The sequence below is a fragment of the Nonomuraea sp. MG754425 genome (assembly GCF_021699195.1).
Lineage (GTDB): Bacteria > Actinomycetota > Actinomycetes > Streptosporangiales > Streptosporangiaceae > Nonomuraea.
In genome coordinates this window covers 15369-37353 of the sequence record NZ_SSXE01000117.1, presented here as the reverse complement: position 1 = coordinate 37353, position 21985 = coordinate 15369, and the positions used below count along the sequence as shown (strand labels likewise).

Annotated in this window: 15 protein-coding genes; 6 read left to right on the top strand and 9 right to left on the bottom strand. The window is 73.6% G+C overall.

Annotated elements, in window-relative coordinates; genetic code table 11:
• The 6 genes from FAF44_RS33745 to FAF44_RS33720 all read right to left on the bottom strand — a co-directional run.
• A partial coding sequence (locus tag FAF44_RS33745; RefSeq protein ID WP_237107381.1) for an MFS transporter occupies positions 1-407 on the bottom strand: 407 nt, incomplete at its 3' end.
• A complete protein-coding gene (locus FAF44_RS33740) occupies positions 404-1345 on the bottom strand; it encodes an AfsA-related hotdog domain-containing protein (protein ID WP_237107380.1) in 942 nt (313 codons plus the stop codon). The genes FAF44_RS33740 and FAF44_RS33745, both read right to left, overlap by 4 nt.
• Positions 1342-2094 carry a thioesterase II family protein gene (locus tag FAF44_RS33735; protein ID WP_237107379.1) on the bottom strand — a complete coding sequence of 251 codons (753 nt, stop codon included), beginning with the start codon at positions 2092-2094 and terminating at the stop codon, positions 1342-1344. The genes FAF44_RS33740 and FAF44_RS33735 overlap by 4 nt, the downstream gene beginning before the upstream one ends.
• Positions 2095-2098: 4 nt before the next feature.
• Positions 2099-5092 (bottom strand): type I polyketide synthase, encoded by a 2994-nt coding sequence (locus tag FAF44_RS33730; protein WP_237107378.1) that lies wholly within the window; start codon positions 5090-5092, stop codon positions 2099-2101.
• Positions 5089-10629 carry a type I polyketide synthase gene (locus FAF44_RS33725; protein ID WP_237107377.1) on the bottom strand — a complete coding sequence of 1847 codons (5541 nt, stop codon included), beginning with the start codon at positions 10627-10629 and terminating at the stop codon, positions 5089-5091. The genes FAF44_RS33730 and FAF44_RS33725 overlap by 4 nt, the downstream gene beginning before the upstream one ends.
• Positions 10626-12335, bottom strand: coding sequence for a fatty acyl-AMP ligase (locus FAF44_RS33720; RefSeq protein ID WP_237107376.1), 1710 nt, complete (start codon positions 12333-12335; stop codon positions 10626-10628). The genes FAF44_RS33725 and FAF44_RS33720 overlap by 4 nt, the downstream gene beginning before the upstream one ends.
• Before the next feature lie 112 nt (positions 12336-12447).
• On the opposite strand from FAF44_RS33720, the gene FAF44_RS33715 reads away from it, so the two are divergent.
• Entirely contained in the window at positions 12448-13110 is a 663-nt protein-coding gene (locus tag FAF44_RS33715; RefSeq protein WP_237107375.1) for an HAD family phosphatase, read from the top strand.
• Here the strand turns inward: FAF44_RS33715 and FAF44_RS33710 are convergent.
• Positions 13080-13715: a MerR family transcriptional regulator gene (locus FAF44_RS33710; protein ID WP_237107374.1), complete on the bottom strand. Its 636-nt coding sequence runs from the start codon at positions 13713-13715 to the stop codon at positions 13080-13082. The genes FAF44_RS33715 and FAF44_RS33710 overlap by 31 nt on opposite strands.
• Before the next feature lie 148 nt (positions 13716-13863).
• On the opposite strand from FAF44_RS33710, the gene FAF44_RS33705 reads away from it, so the two are divergent.
• From FAF44_RS33705 to FAF44_RS33685, 5 genes are all read left to right on the top strand, one after another.
• A complete protein-coding gene (locus FAF44_RS33705; protein ID WP_237107373.1) occupies positions 13864-14859 on the top strand; it encodes an aldo/keto reductase in 996 nt (331 codons plus the stop codon).
• Between the two features lie 5 nt (positions 14860-14864).
• Positions 14865-15932: a hypothetical protein gene (locus tag FAF44_RS33700; protein ID WP_237107372.1), complete on the top strand. Its 1068-nt coding sequence runs from the start codon at positions 14865-14867 to the stop codon at positions 15930-15932.
• 99 nt (positions 15933-16031) lie between these two features.
• Complete coding sequence (locus FAF44_RS33695) at positions 16032-18173, top strand: MMPL family transporter (protein WP_237107371.1); 2142 nt, start codon at positions 16032-16034, stop codon at positions 18171-18173.
• Positions 18174-18475: 302 nt separating this feature from the next.
• On the top strand, positions 18476-19111 hold the full coding sequence (locus FAF44_RS33690; RefSeq protein ID WP_237107370.1) for a response regulator transcription factor: 636 nt from the start codon (positions 18476-18478) through the stop codon (positions 19109-19111).
• A gap of 39 nt (positions 19112-19150) precedes the next feature.
• A complete protein-coding gene (locus FAF44_RS33685; RefSeq protein WP_237107369.1) occupies positions 19151-20557 on the top strand; it encodes a DHA2 family efflux MFS transporter permease subunit in 1407 nt (468 codons plus the stop codon).
• On the opposite strand, the gene FAF44_RS33680 is transcribed toward FAF44_RS33685, so the two are convergent.
• Together FAF44_RS33680 and FAF44_RS33675 are read right to left on the bottom strand one after the other, a co-directional pair.
• A complete protein-coding gene (locus tag FAF44_RS33680) occupies positions 20554-21057 on the bottom strand; it encodes a hypothetical protein (RefSeq protein WP_237107368.1) in 504 nt (167 codons plus the stop codon). The genes FAF44_RS33685 and FAF44_RS33680 overlap by 4 nt on opposite strands.
• A gap of 156 nt (positions 21058-21213) precedes the next feature.
• Positions 21214-21978 carry an HpcH/HpaI aldolase/citrate lyase family protein gene (locus FAF44_RS33675; RefSeq protein ID WP_237107367.1) on the bottom strand — a complete coding sequence of 255 codons (765 nt, stop codon included), beginning with the start codon at positions 21976-21978 and terminating at the stop codon, positions 21214-21216.
• Positions 21979-21985: the final 7 nt, after the last annotated feature.

Genomic DNA, 21985 nt, shown 5'->3' with positions numbered 1-21985 from the left:
GTGCTGGCCGCCACCGCCAGCCCGCCCACCCGGCGACCGGCCCCGGAGATCGCCAGCGTGGCGGCCAGCACGGTGAGCACGGCGGCGAAGGCCCCCAGCAGGACGCGGGCGGCCAGCAACGTGACGATCTCCGGCGCGAGCGAGCACGCCACGGAGACCGCCGCGAACCCGGCCACGCCGGCCCGCAACGCCCGCCGCCGGCCCAGCCGCTCCCGCACCCATCCGGCAAAAGGGACGAACGCCACGCAGGCCAGCGCGTAGCCGAGCACCACCCAGCGGCTGAGCGCCAGGGTGGTGCCGAGATCGCGTTCGACCGCGGGCAGGATCACGTTCCCCGCGCTCAGGTTGAGCGCCAGCGCGAACGCGATCAGCCCGGCGGCCACGACGGGGGAGCGCGCGGCCCTCATGACGGGTACGGCCCGAGCTCGATGCCCGCCGTCGCCAGGCGCTTGCCGTACTGGTGCAGCTCCAGGCCGACGCTCACCCGCCCGCCGGTGACCCCGGTCACCTCCGCCGCGCACTCCAGCACCGCCCCGAACTCGCCGAACGAGCCGAACGTCGTCGAGCAGCCGAGCACCGCGGCGACCGGCGAGCCCAGCGCCCCGGCCCGCACCGCCGCGACCAGCGCCGCCTGCCGGAACCCCTCGACGATGAACGGCCCCGGCACGTGGTCGTAGGCGTGGTCGAAGTAGGAGGGATGCGTGGTGTCGATCACGTAGGGGAAGCGCTCGCCGTCGCCGATCGCCACGTTGCGCCGGTCGCGGCGGCCGACGAGCGCCGGGTCCAGCGGCGTGACGACGGCGGCGGCCGGATCCGGTGCGGGCCTGCGCGCCTGCTGGAACTCGCGCAGCGCCGCGTAGTCCTCCTTGCCGAAGAAGACCACGTCGCCGCTGAAGCTCATCGCGGTGACCGAGCCGATCGTCAGCTCCCCGGACAGCTTCATGTCGCCGAACTCGCCGCCCGCCGCCGGCTTGCCGCTCACCCGGTAGCGCAGGACCCCCTGCAGCGGCGAGCGCTCGTCGTCGCGGTAGGCGGCCAGGTCGTGCACCTGGAACTGCCAGCGCAGCAGGCTGAACGGCAGGCCGACCGGCACCCCGAAGTAGCGGTGCAGCACGACGAACGACCCCTGGCGGGCCGCCTCCGCCGTGCAGAACGGGTCGTGGAAGGCGACGAGCCGGTCGAACCAGAGGCTGTGCGCCCGCGGCACCTGCACGGCCACCAGGTGGTCGCCGTCGGGCCCGGGGGCGGAGTCGGTGACGAACACCTCGCCCACGGCCTGCCGGTGGGCCAGCGCGCGCGGCACCGTCTGGTCGAAGGTCAGCTTCCCGGACAGGTCAGAGGTCACAGCGGACTCCTCGTGAGGGTGTGGCGGCGCGGCAGGCGCCGCCAGAGCGTGTCCAGCACCGCGCGCTCGGCGGCGTCGAGGTAGAAGTGGCCGCCGGGGAAGCACTCGGCGGCGAAGTCGCCACTGGTGTGGCGGCCCCAGGCCGACAGCTCGGCGGCCGGGACCGTCGGGTCGTCCGCGCCGCCGAGCGCCGTGATCGGGCACGACAGCGGCGGCCCAGGACGGAAGACGTAGGAGACGGCCAGCTCCAGGTCCGCCCGCAGGACCGGGGCGAACAGCCGCAGCAGGTCGGGCGAGTCGCGCAGCGCCGACGGGATGCCCTGGTAGACGCGGTCCACCGCCTCGATCAGCTCCTCGTCGCCGTCCGGCAGCGTCAGCGGGTACGGCGTGGCGGGCGTGGCGCGGGCGGAGACCACCAGGTGCTCGGGGGCCCGTCCCGCCAGCGTCAGGGCGCGGCTCACCTCGAAGGCCAGCAGCGCGCCCAGGCTGTGCCCGAACAGCGCCACCGGCCCCGGCACCTGCTCCAGCACCGCGTCGGCGATCTCGGCGACCAGCGGGCTCCACCGCCGGGCGAACGGCTCGCTCACCCGGGTGGCGCGGCCCGGCAGCGTCGCCCCCCACACCTCCACGTCCGGGGCCAGGCCGGTCGCCCAGCGGCGGAACATGCCGGGCTGCCCGCCGGAGTGCGGGAAGCACACCAGGCGCAGCGCGGCGGCCGGGTTCTCGACGAGACAGGCCAGCGCGGTCATCGCCTCAGCTCTCCTTCGCGATCATGACGGCCAGGTCGTGGGCGGTGCCGCCCTGCAGGACGCGCAGCAGCGCCTGGAGCGGCACCGTGACGCCGAGCTCGTTCTCCGCCCGGCCCTTCAGCTCGACGATCACCAGCGAGTCGAGCGCGAAGTCGGCCAGCGGCCGGTCCGCGGGCACCTGGGCGACGTCGTCCAGCCCGAGGGCCTCGGCGATGCGCCGCCGGACGAACAGCGCGATCGTCTCGGTACGCTCGGCCAGCGGCACGGCGGCGGCCAGGTCGGCCCGCTGCGGAGCCTCGCCCAGCCAGTGACGCGCGCGCCGCCAGGGATAGGCGGGCAGCGCGACGCCGGCGGGGGCCGCGCCGAGCACGGCCTCCCAGTCCACCTCCAGCCCGGCCCGGTACAGGTCGGCCAGCGAGCGGTCGAGCGTGTCGGCGGCCGGCCGGTCGCGCCGCAGGCTGCCCACGGCCCGGTAGCGCACGCCGGCCTCCTCCAGCGTCTCGCCGAGGTCCCGCAGCAGGACCGGGTGGGGGCCGATCTCCACGAAGACCGTCACGCCGGCGGCGGCGATCGCGGAGACGGCGGGTGCGAAGCGCACCGTGTCACGCAGGTTGCGCCCCCAGTGCGCCGCCGCGAGGTCGCCCGGCCGGACCAGCGCGCCCGTCACGGTCGAGTACATCGGCACCGCGCAGGGGCCGGGACGCAGGTGCGCCAGTTCGGCGGCCAGCCGCTCGTCCTGACCGTCCAGCATGGGGCTGTGGAAGCCGTAGCGGCTGGGCAGCCGGCGCACGCTCGCGCCGAGCCGCTCGGCCTGGGCGCACAGGGCCGCCACCGCCTGCCGCTCACCGGAGATCACGGTGGAGCGCGGCCCGTTCACCGCGCCGATCCCGGCCCGGACGGAGCCGTTCGCCGCGCCGATCCCGGCCCCGCCGGGCTCGCCCGCGTCACGGCCGGAGCCGATCAGGGCGCGCACCCGGTCCGGGGGCAGCGAGACGCTCGCCATCGCGCCGCCCGCCGCGCCCTCCTCGGCCCGGCGCGCCCGCCGCAGCAGCAGGTCGAAGAGCTGCTCGCGGTCCAGCGCCCCCGCCGCGTACGCGGCGGTGACCTCGCCCATGCTGTGCCCGGTGACGGCCGACGGCTCGACCCCCCAGGACCGCCACAAAGCGAGCAGCCCGAGCTGCAGCGCGCCGATCGTGACCTGCCCGACCTCGGTCTCCTCCAGCCGGTCGCCGTCGGCGAGCCGCTCCAGGACCGACCAGCCGGCCAGCTCGCGCACGACGGCGTCGCACGCGGCCACCTCCGCCGCGACCACCGGCTCACGCCGCAGCAGCTCGGTGCCCATGCCGGCCCACTGCGAGCCCTGGCCGCTGAAGACGAACGCCACCCGTGGCGGCCGGGGCGGGACGGCGGCGCCGCCGCCCTCCACCTCGCGCAGCCGGGCCACCAGCTCGCCGGGGTCGGACGCGGTCAGGCACACCCGGTGCGCCAGGTGCGTGCGCCGCGTCCCGGCCGCCGCGCACACCGCCGCGGCCCGCGCCAGGTCGGCCCCGGCCAGCCGGTCGGCGTACGACCGGGCCAGCGCGACCAGCGCGGCCGGGTCACGGGCCGACAGCGGCAGCACCAGCTTGCCCAGGGTGGCCGGGTCCGCGGGCGGCGCCGGCGGGGCCTGCACGATCGCGTGCACGTTCGCCCCGCCGAAGCCGAACGAGCTGACCGCGGCCAGCGCCGCGTGCTCGCCCCTGGCCAGGCCGGTCAGCTCGGACGGAGCCGACAGCCTGCTGCCCGCCAGGTCGATCTCCGGGTTGAGCCGCCGCAGGTGCACGTTGGGCGGCACCTGCTCGTGCTCCAGCACCAGCATCGCCTTGATCAGGCCCGTGACGCCCGCGGCGGCCTCCTGATGGCCGAAGTTCGTCTTCACCGACCCGAGCGCGCACGGCAGGGAGCCGGCGCCGTACACCTCGCGCAGCGCCTCCACCTCGATCGGGTCGCCCAGCGGCGTGCCCGTCCCGTGGGCCTCGACGTAGGTGACCTCCTCCGGGCGCACGCGGGCGTCGTCGAGGGCGCGGCGCAGCAGGTCCGCCTGCGCCCGCGGGTTGGGCGCGGTCAGGCCGTTGGTACGGCCGTCGTGGTTGGCCGCCGTGCCGCGGATCACCGCCCGCACCCGGCGGCCCCCCGCCAGCGACTCGCGGGTCAGGACGAGCACGCCGCACCCCTCGGCGCGGATGATCCCGTCGGCGGCGGCGTCGAACGTCCGGCACCGCCCGCCCGGCGCCATCGGCAGCACCTTCTCGGTGACCGTCGTGGAGATCGGATTGAGGATGACGTTGACGCCGCCGGCCAGCGCGATGTCGCACTCGCCCTGACGCAGCGCGCGCACCGCGAGGTGCACCGCCATCAGCGAGGAGGAGCAGGCGGTGTCCACGGCCAGGCTCGGGCCGCGCAGGTCCAGCAGGTAGGACAGCCGGTTGGCCAGCACGCTGTGCGCGCCCCCGGGGGCCGTGTAGGTGTTGATCGTGGCCGGGTCGTCGTACTGGAGGGTGAGGTAGTCGCTGTTGTAGACGCCCAGGAACACGCCGGTGCCGGCGCGCTGCAGCGCCTCCAGCGGCAGCCCGGCGTCCTCCATCGCCTCCCAGGCCGCCTCCAGGACGAGCCGCTGCTGCGGGTCCATCTTGGCCGCCTCGGACGGGGAGAGGCCGAAGAAGGCGGCGTCGAAGCCGTCCACCTCGGTCAGCAATCCCGCCCACCGGCCGTTCTCGACGCGGTCGGCCGGTTTGGGGCGGTGGCCGTCGAGCGTGTCCACCGACGGCGTGACCGCGTCCACGCCGTCGCGCAGCAGGTCCCAGAACGCCTCCAGGTCGGCCACGTCGCCCGGCAGCCGCAGGCCGGCCCCGAGCACCGAGATCGGCTCGTGCGCCGCGCGCTCGGCCGCGGCCAGCCGGGCGCGGCTCTCGCGCAGTTGCACCAGGGCGCGCTCGAGGAGTTTGCGCTGGTCGGTCATGCCGTCCCACCCTTCAGGTCGAGCTCCTCGGTCAGCAGCGCGGCCAGCTCGTCCTCGTCGAGCGCGGCCAGGTCGTCGGGTGTCCCGGGCTCGTCGGGTGTCTCGGGCCCGCCGGGCTCGCCGGGTTCGGAGCCCAGCCGCTGGGCCAGGCCGTCGGCCAGCGCCTCCACGGTCGGGAAGGTGTAGACGACGGTGGCCGACAGCCGCAGGTCCAGCCCCGTCTCCAGGCGGGTGCGCAGCTCCATCGCCATCAGCGAGTCGAAGCCCAGCTCCTGCAGCGGGACGGAGGTGTCCAGGCTCTCGGCGGCCCGGCCCAGCACGGCCCCCACCTGCTCCAGCAGGAAGCGGCGCAGGACGTCCAGCCGCCCGGCCGCGCCGGGTGCGGCCAGCGCCGCCGCCCGGACCGCGCCGCGCTCCGCGCCACCGGCCGGCCGGTCGGCGCTCACCTGGCCCTCCAGCATCCGGACGAGGTCGGGGCCGAGCCCGGCCCGGCCGAACGCCGCCCAGTCGAACGCCGCCGCCACCAGGTGCCGCCGGTCGCTGCCGAGCGCCTCCTCCAGCAGGTCCAGCGCCACTTCCGGGGTCAGCGGCGGCAGGCCGCGCGCGGCCAGCCGCTCCACGCCGCCCGCCTCCACCGCCAGCCCGGTGCCCGACCAGGTGCCCCAGTCGATGCTCTGCGCGGGCAGCCCCTCGGCGGCGCGGTGCTCGGCCAGGCCGTCGAGGAACGTGTTGGCCGCCGCGTACGCGCCCTGGCCCGGCGAGCCGAACAGCCCGGCGAGCGAGGAGAACAGCACGAAGTGCTCCACCGGCAGCCCGGCGGTGAGCGTGTGCAGGTTCCAGGCGCCGGCCGCCTTGCCCGCCAGCGCCCGGCCCAGGAGGTCGTCGTCGATCGTGGTGATCAGCGCGTCCTCCAGGACGCCCGCCAGGTGGAACACCCCGGCGAGGTCCGCGGGGAGCAGCGCGCCGAGCTGCCCGGGGTCGGCCAGGTCGGCGAGCTCGACGCGGACGTCCGCGCCCGCCTGCCGCAGGCCGTCCAGGGCGGCGCGCGCCTGCGAGCCCGGCGCGGTGCGGCCGGTCAGGATCAGCCGGCGCGCGCCCCGCTCCACCAGGCGGCCCGCGACGTGCAGGCCGAGCGCGCCGAGCCCGCCGGTGATCAGGTACGGCCTGTCGGACCTGATCGGCGCCGGCTCCCCGGCGCCCGCCGGGGCCGGCACGAGCCGGGGCTCCAGCAGGACGCCGTCGCGGACGCGGAGCCGGCCCGGCGTGTCCTGCGCGCGCAGCGCCGTCACCAGGGCGTCGAGGTCGGCGCGGGTGGCGGGGCCGGGCAGGTCCGCCATGGCGGCGGCCAGCTCGGGGTGCTCGTTCGCGATCACCCGGCCGAGGCCCCACACGACCGAACCCTCTTGGCCCGCCGTCAGCAGCCACAGGCGGGGCGGCCGTCCGGGCCACGACCTGCGGACCAGGTCACGCACCAGCCGAAGCACCGCCGAGGCGGGTGCGCCCAGCTCCACGACGTCCGCCGGCCGCCCGGCGGGCGCGTCCAGGCCGGTTGCGGTGGTGGCGCGGGTGTCGAGGATGCCGCGCAGTCCGCCGAAGCGGGTTGCCGGCTCCTTCGCCGGTTCCTCCGCGATCCCGCCCGCCGGTCCCGCTGCCGGAGCGCCCGTCGGCCGCTCCGCCGACCGCTCCGCCGACCGGCCGGCGGTCGAGGTGGCCGGGTTGGTGAGCACCAGCCAGCCGCCCTCGTTCGCGGCGGCGGGCCCGGCGGTCAGCGGCTGCCAGCGCAGCGTGTAGAGCCGGCCGTCCTCGGCGGCGCGCCGCCGGACCAGCCGGATGCGCAGCCCGGACACCGTCCAGACCACCTCGCCGGCCTCCGAGGTCACCGTGACGTCGGCGACCAGCTCGCGCGCGCTGAGCCCGCGGATGACCGCGTGCGCCCGCCCGCGCCGGATGGCCGTGCCGCCGCCGCGCGACCAGACGCGTCCGGCTCCGGCGGGCAGCGGCAGCACCCCGGCGGGCAGTGCGCCGCCCGCCGCCGCCGCGACCGTGTGGAAGCAGGCGTCCAGCAGGGCGGGATGCAGCGGCGACCGGTCGGTGCCGAGCCCGGCGGGCAACTCGAACGCGCCCACCGCCTCCCGGTCGCCGACGCGCACCCCGGTCAGCCCGCGAAAGCGCGGCCCGTAGGCCAGACCGGCCGCCGACAGCCGCTCGTACAGCTCCGTGACCGGCACGTCGCGGTGCAGGTCGCCCGGCGGATTCACACCCACCGGGCCGCCGGGCCCGGCGAGGGTGCCGCGGGCGTGCACGACCGGGCCGCCCCCGCGGTCGGAGGTGATCACGAACGACAGCCGCCCCGGCCCCGAAGGACGCATGGCGAGCTGCAGCCCGGGGTCGCCGTCGGCCGCGCACGGATGCTCGAACGTCACCTCCTCCAGCGCCACCGGCCCTGGCCCCGCCGCCTGCGCGGCCACGGCCAGCCAGTACGCGCCCGGCACCAGCGCCACCCCGTCGGCGACGTGGTCGGCCAGCTCGTGCGCGCCCCCGAGCGCCAGCGGCCACAGCCGCAGCTCCGGATCCGCGCCCACCTTCAACCGCTCGCCCAGCAGCGCGTCCCCGGGGCCGCCGGGGACGGCCGCGCCGGGCTTGGGCCGCAGCAGCGGGAAGCGCCGCCGGTCCCAGCCGTGCGGCGGCAGCGGGACGTGGGCGGCGCTGCCGTACAGGGCCTGCCACGCGATGTCCGCGCCGCCCGCGTACAGCTCGCCCAGGGCGCCGAGCAGGGCGCGGGCCTCGTGCTCGTCACGGCGTACCGAGGAGATGATCGAGACCGGCCGGTCGAGGTGGGCGGCGAGCTCGGCCACCGAGCGGGTGAGCACCGGGTGCGGCGCGATCTCCACGAACACCTCGTGCCCGGCGCCGACGAGCTGCTCCAGCGCGGGCGAGAAGAGCACGGGCTCGCGGACGTTCCGCCGCCAGTAGGCGGGGCCGAGCTCGGGCCCGGCCGCGGGCTCCGCCGTGACCGTCGAGTACAGGGGAGTGGTCGCAGGGCGGGGTGCGAGCCCGTCCAGCGCCTCGAACAGCTCGTCCCGCAGGGGCTCGACCTGCGGGCTGTGGGCGGCGAAGTCGACGGCGACCCGCCGGGCGAACACGCCGCGCGCCTCCAGTTCGGCGATGACCTCGTCCAGCGCCGCGGGCTCGCCGGACAGCACGGTGGCGCGCGGCCCGTTGACGGCCGCGACCGACAGCCGGTCACGGCGGCCTTCGAGGGTCAGCTCCGCCTCCTGGGCGTCCAGCTCGACCAGCGCGAGCCCGCCCTGCCCGGTGAGCCGGGTGAGCAGCCGGCTGCGCTCGCAGACGACGCGGGCCGCGTCCTCCAGCGACAGCGCGCCGGCCACGTGCGCGGCGGCGATCTCGCCCATGCTGTGCCCGATCACCGCGCCGGGCTCGACGCCCCACGCCCGCCACGTCTCGGCCAGCGCCACCTGGTAGGCGAAGAGCGCGGGCTGCACGTGGGCGGTGCCCCTGGGGGTCAGGCCGCGTTCGTCGTCCCACAACGATTCGCCCAGCCAGCGGCTGACGGCCGCGTCGCACCGGCGGATCGCCGCGCGGAAGGCGGGCACCGCGTCGGCGAGCTGGCGTCCCATCCCCTCCCACTGGGCGCCCTGCCCGGGGAAGACCAGGGTGGGCCGCTGGGGACGGCGGGCGCGGGCCGCCGTCTCGTCGCGGCCCTCGGCGATCGTGGTCATGCCGGCCGCGAGCTCCTCGGCGGAGGAGGCGACGACGGCGGCCCGGTACCTGTCGTGGTCGTTGCGCAGTGCCGCCGCCGCTGCCGCCCCGGCCAGCCAGAGCGTCTGGCCCGCCCGGTCGCGGGCGAGGGCGGCCAGCGCCGCGGCCCGGCGGCGCAGTCCCGCCTGCGAGCGGGCGGAGATCGGGAACAGGTGCAGGTCGTCCTGGACTGCCCGGCCCAGCTCCGGACCCTGCTCCGGCCGCTGCTGCGGCGGCGCCGACGACAGCACGGCGTGGGCGTTGGTCCCGCCGAAGCCGAACGAGCTGACCCCGGCCGTGGCGTTCCCCGCCGGCCACGGCTCGGCGCGCTCCTGCACGACGACGGGCAGGCGGTCGAGGCCGAGCAGCGGGTTGGCCTTGGTGTAGTGCACGGTCGGCGGCAGTTCGCCGTGGTGCAGCGCGAGCGCGGCCTTGATCAGCCCGGCGACGCCCGCCGCGGCCTCCAGGTGCCCGACGTTCGACTTCGCCGAGCCGATCCGCAGCGGCCGGTGCCCGGGCCGGCCGGGGCCGAGCACCGTGGCCAGCGCCGCCACCTCGATCGGGTCGCCGACGGCCGTCCCGGTGCCGTGCGCCTCGACGTAGTCCACCGTCGCGGGGTCGATCCCGGCGGCGGCGTACGCCGAGCGCAGCACCGCCTCCTGGGCCGGCCGGTTCGGGGCGGCCAGGCCGTTGGTGCGGCCGTCCTGGTTGACGGCGCTGCCGTGGATGAGCGCGTAGATCCGGTCACCGGCGGCCAGCGCGGCCGACAGCGGGCGCAGCAGCACCACGCCCGCCCCCTCGCTGCGCACGTAGCCGTCGGCCCGGTGGTCGAACGGCTTGCACCGGCCGTCGGGCGCCATCAGCCGGCCCTTGCTGAAGCTGAGCGCGATCCGCGGGCTGGTGATGACGTTGACGCCGGCGGCGAGCGCGAGGTCCGCCTCTCCGGCGCGCAGCGCCTGGCAGGCCAGGTGCACGGCGACCAGGGAGGAGGAGCAGGCGCTGTCGACGACCATGCTCGGGCCGCGCAGGTTCAGGCAGTACGACAGCCGGTTGGCGATGACGCTGAGCGCCGCGCCGGTGCCGTCGTACGCCTCCGGCTCGGCGCCGGAGCTGAGCAGGCCGGCCCCGTGGTCGTAGGTGGAGGCCCCGACGAAGACGCCGGCCCGCGCCCCCGACAGGCTGCCCGCGGGCACGCCCGCGTCCTCCAGCGCCTCCCAGGCGACCTCCAGCAGCAGGCGCTGCTGCGGGTCCATCCGCGCGGCCTCCCGGGCGGAGATCGCGAAGAAGTCGGAGTCGAAGCTCTCCACGTCGTCGAGGAAGCCGCCCCACCGGGTGTTCATCCGGCCGGGCCGGTCGGGGTCGGGGTCGTAGAGCGCCGCACCGTCCCAGCGGTCGCCGGGCACCTCGCTGATGGCGTCCACGCCCGCGCGCAGCGCGCTCCAGAAGCGTTCGGGCCCGTCGGCCCCCGGCAGGCGGCAGCCGATGCCGACGATCGCGATGGGCTCGCCGTGCGCGGCGGCGGGGGCGGGGGCGTGCTGCTCGGCCGCCGAGGTGAGGTGCACGGCCACCGCGTCGATCGTCGGGTAGTCGTAGGCGAGGGTCGGCGACAGCGAGCGCCCGCTCCACCGCTCCAGGTCGCCCGCGAGCTCGACCGCCTGCATGGACGAGAGCCCGAGCTGGGAGAACGGGGTGTCGGGCGACAACGTCGCCGCGGGCACCGACAGCAGCTCGGCCGTGCGGTCGAGCAGCCATTCGACGGTCTCTTGGTGCGTGGTCATGGCGTTCCTTCGAGCTGGAGTGCCGGTGCGGCGGGGGTGAGCGCGCCGCTCTCGTAGGCGGCGCGGCAGGCCCGCCGCTGGAGTTTGCCGCTGGAGGTCTTGGGCATGGTGCCGGCTTCGATCAGCACGACGTCGTCGACCTGGACGCCGTGCCCGGCCGAGACGGCGGCGCGCACCGCGGGCCCGATCCGGGCGAACTCCTCCTCGTCGGCGCCGGGCTTGACCTCGGCGACCACGACGAGCGGCGCGTCCCCGAACGCGGTCACGCAGCCGCGCCGGATCAGCGGGTGCGCCTGCTCGGTGGTGGCCTCCAGGTCCTGGGGGTAGTGGTTGCGCCCGCCGACGATGATGAGGTCCTTCAGCCGGCCGGAGACGAACAGCTCGCCCTCGTGCACGACGCCGAGGTCGCCGGTGCGCAGGAACGGGCCCTCGAAGGTGTCGGTCAGCCGGGCGCCGAATACCTCCGCGCTCTCGTCGGGCCGGCCCCAGTAGCCGTCCGTCACGTCGGGGCCGGCCACCCAGATCTCGCCCACGTGGCCGGGCCGCACCGGCAGGCAGGTCTCCGGGTCCACGATCTCCAGTCGGCGGCGCGGCCCCGGACGGCCCGAGCCGACGACGCGGTGGCCGCCGCCGGTGACCAGGCGGCCCTCCTGGAGGGCGTCGAGGTGCACGTCGAGGGTGACGGGCCCGCCGCCGACCGGGGAGCCGGTGGCCATCAGCGTGACCTCGGCCAGGCCGTAGCAGGGGTAGAGGGCGCCGGGGTCGAACCCGTGCGGAGCGTAGGCGGCGGTGAACGCCTCCAGCGTGCCGGCCCGCACCGGCTCGGCCCCGTTGAAGGCGATCCGCAGGCTGCTCAGGTCCAGGCCCCGCCGGTCCTGCTCGGGCACCCGCCGGACGCACAGGTCGTAGGCGAAGTTCGGCCCGCCGGACACGGTCGCGCGGTAGGTGGAGATGGCCCGCAGCCAGCGGATCGGCTGCTGGACGAACGTCAGCGGCGGCATGAGGACGGCCTCGCATCCCGCGTACACGGCGAGCAGCACGTTGCCGATCAGCCCCATGTCGTGGAAGAGCGGCAGCCAGCTCACGATGACCGAGTCCGTGCTGAACTCGCCCACCTCGTGCAGCAGCCGCTCCTGGGCCAGCAGCGCGCGGTGGCTGACCATGACGCCCTTCGGCGAGGAGGTGGAGCCCGAGGTGTACTGGAGGAAGGAGATGCCGGCCGGGTCGGCGGGCACCGGCCGGAACCCGGCCCGGCCCTCGTCGATCTCGTCGGCCCGGATCCACTCCAGCGCGGCGATCTCCGGCGAGCTGTCCGCGATGAACCGTTCGTAGCCGTCGGGGCCGGCGAAGATGATCGTCCTGGGCGCGCAGTCCTGGGCGATCGCCCGGAGGTTCGAGGTGCCGCGCCGCTTGTCGAATGGCATCGGCGGATATATCGGGACGGCGATCACGTCGGCGTACTGACAGGCCAGGAACGCGCGGACGAAATCGGCCGGATCGGGTGCGAGGATCAGCGCGCGCTCGCCCGGGGCCGCTTTTTCGGCGAGCCGCGAGGCCAGCGCGCGGACCTCCAGATCGAGCCGGGCGAAGGTGAGCGAGTGAGATTCGCGCTCACCGTCCGGGAGAAAGCGATAGACGACTTTGGCGGCGTTCTCCCGGGCCCGGAAAGCGAGTAACTCCCCGAGTGTCTCTGCGAAGGGAATCATGCGCCGTAATATAGCTAGCGGCGGAAATGATGAGAATGGCCTTGACCCGGACGTGATGCGGCCCTGATCGGCGGCTGACGGCGGCCTGAGGTAAATACGGGAATGTATTACCATGACGATTTCCACAAAAGCCGTCTGGACGGATTTCGGCGGGGTTCTCACGCCGCCCGTCGGAGAGACGTTCGCGGCGTTCTGCGCGAAGACCGGCCTGCCGCCCGACCCGCTGCTGACCGCCGTCGCGGCCGTGACCGCCCGCTACGACACCGACGACTTCATGCTCCCGCTCGACACCCCGCTGATCACCGAGGACGAGTGGCTGCGCCAGATCGCCGCCGAACTGGCCGCCCAGGGGATCGAGGCCCCGGTCATCAGCTTCGCCGACGCCTGGTTCGACGGCCGGCGCACCAACGTCGAGTGGCTGGCGCACCTGCGCCGGGTGCGCGAGCGCGGCCTGTTCGTCGGCATGCTGTCGAACATGCCCCCGGCGTGGGAGGAGCACTGGCGGCGCATGGTGCCGCCGCAGGGCGTCTTCGACGACGTCGTCAACTCGGCGCAGGTCGGCTGCCGTAAGCCGGACCCGGAGATCTACGAGCTGGCGGCCCGCCGCGCGGGCGTGCCCGCCGAGGAGTGCGTGCTGATCGACGACCTGGCCAAGAACTGTGACGGCGCGCGGGCCGCGGGCTGGCAGGCGATCCTGTTCGCCGACGCGGCCGGGGCGATCGAGCAGCTCGACCTGCTGCTGGATCAGTCGTCGTCGAAGGTGGCGTCACCGTAGGCGACGTCCTCGTGGGCGAACCTGCGCAGCGCGCTGAAGACGACGTCGCCGAGCGCCGTCCAGACCACGGCGGTCTCGAGGATGGCCTCGGGCTCGGAGTCCTGGATGAGCCGGCCGAGCTCCGCCTCGGCCACCTCGCGGGCCGCCCTGGCGTAGATGTCCAGCAGTTTCACCTGGTCGGTCTTGCCGAGGCGGTGCAGGGTCGCCAGCGCGGAGGTGAGGGTCAGCCGGGCGGGGTTGGTCTGGCGCACCTTCCAGCCGAGGCGCTCGATCAGCGCCTCGGTCTCCTTCGTGCCGGCCTCCCACGCCTCGTCCTTGACCACGCGCGGCGCGACGGTCATCGCGAACTGCGCCTTGCCCGCCTGGTCGATGAGGCTCATCCCGGGGGAGTCCATCTTCTCCAGGACGTCGCGGGTCGCGGCCACGCTCAGGCCGCCGACCTCCAGCAGCGCCCGCACCAGCCGGAGCCTGCGTACGTGCTCGTCGGTGTACTGGGCCTGGTTGTAGCTGGTGCGCTCGCCGGGGGACAGGAGACCTTCGCGCAGGTAGTACTTGATCGTCGGGACCGGCACATCGGCCCTGCGGCTCAACTCCGCGATGCGCATGGTTCCTCCCTCTCGCCCACTCGTACCCACGAGCCAGGCCTTGCCAACCCATCGAAAAGGATAGTAGACAGTTCACGTATCCATTTTTCGACCGCTCTGGGAGTTGATCGTAATGGACTACCGACTACTTGGCCGGACCGGCCTGAAGGTGAGTCCCATCTGTCTCGGCGGGATGATGTTCGGCTGGTGGGGCGAGAACGGCCTGGACGCGTCCGCGAAACTGATCCGGCGGGCGGTCGAGGCCGGGGTGAACTTCATCGACACGGCCGACGTCTACTCCAACGGCGAGTCCGAGGAGCTGATCGGCCAGGTGCTGGCCGAGACCGGCCTGCGCGACGAGATCGTGCTGGCCACCAAGGTGCACGGCCAGATGGGCGAGGGCCCCAACCGCGGCGGCAACAGCCGGGCGTGGATCATGCGGGCGGTCGACGACAGCCTGCGCCGGCTGCGTACGGACCGGATCGACCTGTACCAGGTGCACCGGCCCGACCCGGCCGTCGACCTCGACGAGACGCTCGGCGCGCTGACCGATCTCGTACGCGCCGGCAAGGTGCGCTACATCGGCTGCTCCACCTTCCCCGCCCACCGCGTCGTCGAGTCCCACTGGGTCGCCGAGCGGCGGCAGCGGGAGCGGTTCGCCAGTGAGCAGCCGCCCTACTCGATCCTGGCCCGCGCCGTCGAGGCCGACCTCCTGCCGGTCTGCCGCGACTACGGCATGGGCGTGCTGGCGTGGAGCCCGCTGGCCGGCGGCTGGCTGTCCGGGCGTTACCGCGAGGGGGCCGAACTGCCCGTCAGCCGGCGCTCCGCGCTGCTGCCCGCCCGCTACGACATGGAGCTGGAGGAGAACCGGCGCAAGCTGGCCGCGGCCGAACGGCTGGCCCTGCTGGCGGACAAGGCGGGCCTGTCGCTGGTCCAGCTCGCGCTGCAGTTCGTCATGCAGCACCCCGCGGTGACCTCGGCCATCGTCGGCCCGCGCACGATGGAGCACCTCGACAGCCACCTGGAGTCCCTCGACGTCCGGCTGACCCCTGACGTGCTGGACGCGATCGACGAGATCGTGCCGCCCGGCGTGACGGTCAACCCGGCCGACCGCGGGTGGCAGCCGCCCGAACTGGCCGACCCGTCGCTGCGGCGCAGGCCGTGAGCGCGATGACGACGACCACCACTCCCGCCGCCACCGTCGTCGTGCGCGAGCGGGCCAGTGCGCGCGAGGACCTCGTCGCGATGCTCTGCGGCGCTGTCATGATCTCCGGGCTGGCCATCGACGGCTGGGCGCACAAGAACGTCATCGAGACCCTGGAGGGGTTCTTCACCCCTTATCACGCCGTCCTCTACGCCGGTTACGGCCTGACCGCGGCCTGGACCTTCCGTCTCGCCCACCTGCGCCGCGACCGTCACCCGCGCTGGTGGCGCGACGGCTGGCCCGAGGGGTACCGGCTGGGCGCGATCGGGGCGCTGATCTTCTTCGTCGGCGGGTTCGGCGACATGATCTGGCACCAGACGATCGGCATCGAGATCGGCCTGCTGCCGTCCTTCAGCCCGACCCACGTCATCGCCACGCTCGGCGGCATCATGCTCGGCACCAGCCCGCTGCGCTCGTGGTGGGCCTCGGGGGAGGGCGGCCTGCGCTCGGTGATCGGCGTCGCCTCGATGACCGGCGCGGTGATGGGCGCGCTGGTGCTGCTCAACTACGGCGCCTCCATCATGACGATCGCGCCGACCCGCCCGTACGAGCCGCAGTTCGGCGACTACGGCGGGATCATCGACACCCCCGACGAGTTCCTCGTGGTCCAGGGCGTCTTCAGCTACCTCGTCACCACGCTGCTGCTGGCGGTGCCGCTGCTGATGATGCACCGGCGGCGGGCCACCATGTTCGCCGGCACCGCGCTGGTGCTGGGGGTGGCGATCCGGCTGATGGTGATCAACGAGTTCCCGCAGCCGCACCTCACCGTCGTGGCGGGCGCCCTGGCCGCCGCCGTCCTCGCCGACGGCCTGCTGGTGCGTCTCGACACCGTGCGCGGGCCGGACGCGCCGCTGCGGCTGCCCGTGGCGGGCGCCCTCTACGCCGGGCTGGTGTGCGCCGGGCAACTCGCCGGGCTGCACCTCGCGGCCGGTCTGCGCTGGCCGCCGGAGATGTGGGCGGGGACGGTCGTGCTGACCATGCTGCTCGGCGGACTGCTCGGCGGACTCGCCGCTCGTCCTCTTGTTTATCGATAGTGGAAAGCTCTACTATCGGTAGCTGAATCGCCTCGTCAAGGAGAGATGATGTTTGCGACCATTGGCCGCTTTGTAGCCAGGCGTCGACTATGGGTGTTCGTGGCCGCGATCCTGTTCGTCGTCCTGGGCGGCGTCTGGGGGTCCGGGGCGGGTGGCGTCCTCGGGGGCGGCGCCGGGCTCGACAACCCTCATGGCGAGTCCTCCGAGGCCAACAGCCTGCTCGCCGGGACACTCGGCAGGCACGTCGCCGACGTCGTGGTCATCTACGAGAGCCAGCGCATGACCGTGGACGATCCGGGCTTCAAGCAGCGGATCGAGGAGACCGTCGCCAAGCTGCCGAAGGGCAGCTACGAGTGGGTGGAGACCTACTACTCCACCGGCTCGGCCGACTTCGTCTCCACGGACCGGCACAAGACGTACGTCGCCATGCAGCTCCCCGGCGCGGTCGAGGAGGAGCAGGTCGTCGTCTACAACGAGATCGTGCCGCTGCTCGACGCCCCCGACCTCACCGAGCGCTTCGGCGGGCTGACCGCGGTGGGCCAGCAGTTCAACGCGATCAGCAACCGCGACCTCGCCCGCGCCGAGCTGCTGTCGTTCCCGCTGCTGATCATCCTGCTCCTGGTGGTCTTCCGCGGCCTCGTCGCCGCGGCGCTGCCGCTGGCCATCGCCGTGCTGGTGGCGGTCGGCTCGCTCGCGGTGCTGCGGGTCGTGGGCGGCCTGGTCGACCTGTCCACCGCCGCGATCAACGTGGTGGTGATCCTCGGGCTGGGGCTCGCGACGGACTACGCGCTGCTCATCGTCAACAGATTCAGGGAAGAACTGGCCGCCGGGCGCGACGTCGAGGACGCCGTCGTCCAGGCCACCGCCACCGCCGGCCGCACCGTCGCGGTCTCCGGCATCACGGTGGCCGTCACGCTCGGCGGCCTGATCGTCTTCCCCTCCCGGTTCCTGACCTCGCTGGCCTACGCCGGGGTGAGCGTCGTGCTGTTCGCCGTGATCAGCGCGCTGACCGTGCTGCCGGCGCTGCTGCGGGTGGCCGGGCGGCGCATCGACTCGCTGCGCATCCCGCTGCTCGGACGGCGCCGCACCGAGCCCGAGGGCACCAGGTGGTACCGCACGGCGCACGCCGTCATGCGGCGGCCGGTCACCGTCGTGCTGGGCATCACCCTCGCCCTGGGTGCGCTCGGCATCCCGCTGCTGGGCGCGGTCTGGACCCGGCCGGCCGAGTGGGCGCTGCCCGCCGACACCGACAGCGTCGTGGTGACCAAGCAGCTCGCGGAGGAGTTCGCCTACGACCCCACCAAGGTGATCAGCACGGTCGTGCGCATGCCGGGCCCGGCGGACACCCCCGAGGCCAAGGCCCAGCTCGACGCCTTCGCCCAGCGGCTCGGGCAGATCGAGGGCATCGACCGCGCCGAGGTCACCGGCACCGAGGGCGACCTCGCCCGCATCACCCTCGGCTACTCCATGAGCCCCTACGGGCAGGAGATCCGCGACGTGGTGCTGAAGCTGCGGGCCGAGCCGCCGCCGCAGGGCGCCACGGCCCTGTTCGCCAACCGGCCGGCGGCGATCGTCGACATGCTCACCATGATCGCGAACGGGCTGCCATGGATGTTGCTCATCACCTCGGTGGTCACGTTCGTGGTGCTGTTCCTGGCGTTCGGATCGGTGACGCTGCCGATCAAGACGGTGCTGATGAACCTGCTGTCGCTGTCGGCCGCGTTCGGCGCGATGGTGCTGATCTTCCAGGACGGCTTCCTGTCGGGGCTGCTCGGCTTCACGGCGCCGGGGTTCATCGACGCCAACATGCCCGTCATGATCGCGGCGATCGCGTTCGGCCTGGCCATGGACTACGAGGTCTTCATGCTGGCCCGGATCAGGGAGCACTACCTGGTCTCCCGTGACCCGGTCGAGTCGGTGGCGATCGGCGTGCAGCACACCGCCCGCATCGTCACGGCCGCCGCGCTGCTGCTGGGGGTGGTGGTGGGCGCGTTCGTCATCACCAACGTCACCGTCCTGAAGATGATCGGCGTCGGCGTGGTGGTGGCGCTCGTCGTGGACGCGACCGTCGTGCGCGGGCTGCTGGTGCCGGCGTCCATGCGGCTGCTGGGCCGCTGGGCGTGGTGGTCGCCGAAGCCGCTGGCCCGCTGGTGGGAACGGCACGGCATGCCCGAGCCGGAGCAGAGCGCCGTCCCCGCGGCGTCTCCCGCGGCCGTTCCCGATCCGGCTGTCCGAAACTAGCTTCGCCGCAGAGCCCGTTCACCTCTCGCAGGTGAGCGGGCTCTCTATATGCAGGTGGACGTGCCCTTACGTGAGAGGAAACATTGGCGACATATAGAAAACAGGAATCTTCACGCTAGAATAACATTCGAAGTATTGCTTCGCTGATGGCGATTTCGCTATTGTTCGTTTGTACGAGTTGGCCGCCTTGCGACAAAATGCCAATTGGGGAATGGTGGGCTGAGCGGGCAATGGCAACAAAATCTCCATCGTTATCGGATGGACGGAACGGGGGGTTCCGAAGGCCGGCGGGCATCAGGATCGTGATCGTCGACGAGCACAGGCTGCTGCGTGAGGTCCTGGGAGAGGTCCTCCTGGCCGAGGACGATTTCTACGTGCTGACGGACTCGACCGACGTCGAGTCCTCCATCGCGTTGATCGCGAGAACCAGGCCGGACATCGTCCTGATCGACATCGACAAGCCGAACGGCAGCCCCGGCGGGGTCGTCCGCCGGCTGCGCGAGGCGTCGCCGCGCTCGGTCGTGGCGGTGCTGAGCATGTACGACGACGCGCGGATCGTGCAAGAGATGATCAGAGCGGGGGTGCGCTGTTATCTGCACAAAGGAATCACACGCCGGGACCTGGTGGCCTCGCTGCGCAGCGTGGCCGGCACCGGGGAGCAGGTGACCCTGACCGTGCCGCAGGCCACCATCGCGAACCTGGACGCCGGGTACGCGGGCCCGCTGTCGAGGCGGGAGCGGGAGGTCATCGCGCTGGTGGGGGCCGCCATGAGCAATCGTCAGATCGCCACGCACCTGTCGGTGACGGAGGGGACCGTCAAGCGGCACCTACGCAACATCTTCCACAAACTGGGCGCGGTGTCGCGGATCGACGCCGTCAACAAGTACAAGGCGCTGGCCGACGCCAACACCTACCCGTGGTCCGCTGCTGGAATGTAGATAGTGGTAATCTTAGGTATCCATACTTAGGAGACCGCGATGCAGCTCCGCACCTTCCTGATCGCCGGTGTCGCCAGCTTCATGGCAGCCCTCGACACCCTGGTCGTCACCACGGCCCTGCCCACGCTCCGGGAGCAGTTCAGCGCGTCGCTGGAGAGCATGGAGTGGACGGTCAACATCTTCACGCTGTGCTACGCCGTCTTCCTGCTGACCGCGGCGGCGCTGGGCGACAGGTTCGGCAGGAAGCGGGTCTTCGTCCTCGGCCTCGTGCTGTTCACCGCCTCCTCGGCGGCGGCGGCCCTGGCGGGCTCCATCGGCATGCTGGTGCTCGCCCGCGCGTTCCAGGGCCTCGGCACCGCGATGATCATCCCGCTGGCGCTGACGCTCGTGGTGGGCACCATGCCGCCCGAGCGCCGCGGCGTCGCGATCGCGGGCCTGGGCGGCATGGTGGGGCTCGGCATCGCGCTCGGGCCCTGGATCGGCGGGGCCGTGGTCCAGATGGGGTCCTGGCAGGCCGTGTTCTGGATCAACGTGCCGGTGGGGGCCGTCCTCGTGCCGCTGGCCACGCTGTCACTCGCCGAGGGGGAGCGAGCGCGGCGCGGGCTCGACGTGCGGGGCATCCTGCTGATGATGGCGGGGCTGCTCGGCGTCGTCTTCGGGCTGATCCGCAGCGTCACGCTCGGCTGGTGGCACGTCCAGGTGCTGGCGCCGCTCGTGGCCGGGGCGGCGATCCTGGTGGTGTTCGCGTGGTGGGAGCGGGCGGCGGCCGAGCCCGTCCTGCCGCCGGGGCTGTTCCGCAGCCGCGGGTTCACGCTGTCCAACGTCGTCTCGACGCTGGTGCAGGGCGGCATGCTCGGCTCGGTGTTCCTGCTCACGCAGTTCCTGCAGCTCGTGCTGGCCTACCGGCCGCTCGACGCGGGCGTGCGCACGCTGCCGTGGACACTGCTGCCCGCCCTGGTCGCGCCGCTCGCCGGGGTCTTCGGCGAGCGGTTAGGCGTCCGGCGGCTGATGGTGGCCAGCGCGGTCCTGCAGGGGGCGGCGCTGGCGTGGTTCGCCGTCGCGGTGTCGCCGGCCGTGCCCTACGCGCTGCTGTGGCCGGGCATGGTGGTGGCGGGCGCCGGGATGGGGCTGTTCTACGCCGTGGCGGCCAGGCAGCCGCTCGACTTCGTCGCCCCCTCCGAGCAGGGGCTGGCCGCCGGGGTCAACAACGCGATGCGGCAGATCGGGATCGTGCTGGGCGTGGCCGTGCTGGCCGGGGTGTTCGCCGCCGCCGGCGGTCACGGCACGTCCGCGCTCTTCGTCTCCGGTTTGCGGGCCGCCCTGTGGGTGGGCGTCGCGATCCTCGCGGTGGCGGCGGTGGCGGCCTGGCTCGTCCCCGCCGTCCCGCGCCGGGCGGAAACTCGCGAATCCGTCGCTTTCGCCACGGCGGCCGGTGGCGGCGATTAACCATTCATGAGGGAGGCTCGGAATTCCCGCCATATTTTCCGGAACGGGACGATGCTGTTGATGAGCAGCACGGCCAGCACGACCGCGCCGCCACAGATCATGAAGGCGGGCAGTAGACCGGCCGGGCCATGGGCGCGCAATGCCGCCCGGTACAACTGGGCGGGGATCAATCCGAGCAGGCCGCCCGCCTGCGTGAGATTGACCGACAGCGCCGTCCAGTAAGACCATGGGGAGCCGCGTAAGGCGAACATGCCCAGCGAATTCCCGAGCACCTGACAGGCCGCGACGACACGAAAGCCGGTGAGGAATTCCGGCGCCGCGGCAGAGGCTTCCGCCGCTTCGTCGCCCGCGAGCCGAAACGACAACTCCACGATTTCCTCATTGACCATGAGCCAGCCCTGGAGGAGGGCGCAGACGGCGAAGACGAAAGAGCAGGCGAAGGTGCAGAATCGCAGACGACGAGTCCACGGCAAGGCGACGACGCCGGGCGTCGGAGGCATGGCTCGCACCTTTCTCGCGCGCCATTGATCGACGCCATGAGGGCTGCCGAAAAGTACGGCTCCAATTTAGCATCGCCGCCCGGCGGGCGAAAAGCCGGTCCAGCCCTTTTCATGGTGAATGTGATTCCGCTGTGCGGCGTTTTTCAGAATCGCGCGTCAGGTACTTCTCACGGTATTCAGATGAGCGGCGGCGGCCTGCTCGAGATGGACGAGATCGGAGGCCACCGTGGCGAACGTGAAGCCCTCGGCCAGGCGGCGGGCGGCCTGCTCGCCGGTCGGGTTGTGGATACCGGCCGCGATCCCCGCCCGCCCGGCGGCCGTGCGGACCCGCTCCAGGGCCGCCTCGAACACGTCCGCCACCTCCGGGTCGTTCGGGAACCTGCCGCCCACGGCCAGGCAGAGGTCCGACGGCCCGACGTACACGCCGTCCAGGCCGGGCACGGCGCAGATCTCGTCGAGGTGGGCCAGCCCCTCCGGCGTCTCGATCATGGCCAGCACCAGCACGCTCGCGTCGGCCTGCGCCGGGGTGGGGCCGATGCGCAACATCGACCGCATGGGCCCGTACGAGCGGCGGCCCCCGGCCGGGTAGCGGGCGGCCGACACCGCACGGGCGGCGTCCTGCGCGCTGTCGATCAGCGGCACGATCACGCCGCCCGCGCCGAAGTCGAGCGCCCGGCCGATGACCGCCGGATCGGCCGACTCGACCCGGACCAGCCCGACCGAACGGCCGCCCGCGTCGATGGCCATGAGGTTGCTCAGCAGGCCGGCGTTGCCGATCAGGCCGTGCTGGCCGTCCAGGGCGACGTAGTCGTAGCCCAGCCTGGCCAGGCGCTCGGTGGCGACGGGCGCGTCGAGCACCACCCAGTAGCCGACGCACTGTTCGCGGTTGCGGATCCGGCGGGCGAACTCGGCTGCGGTCATGTGCTTG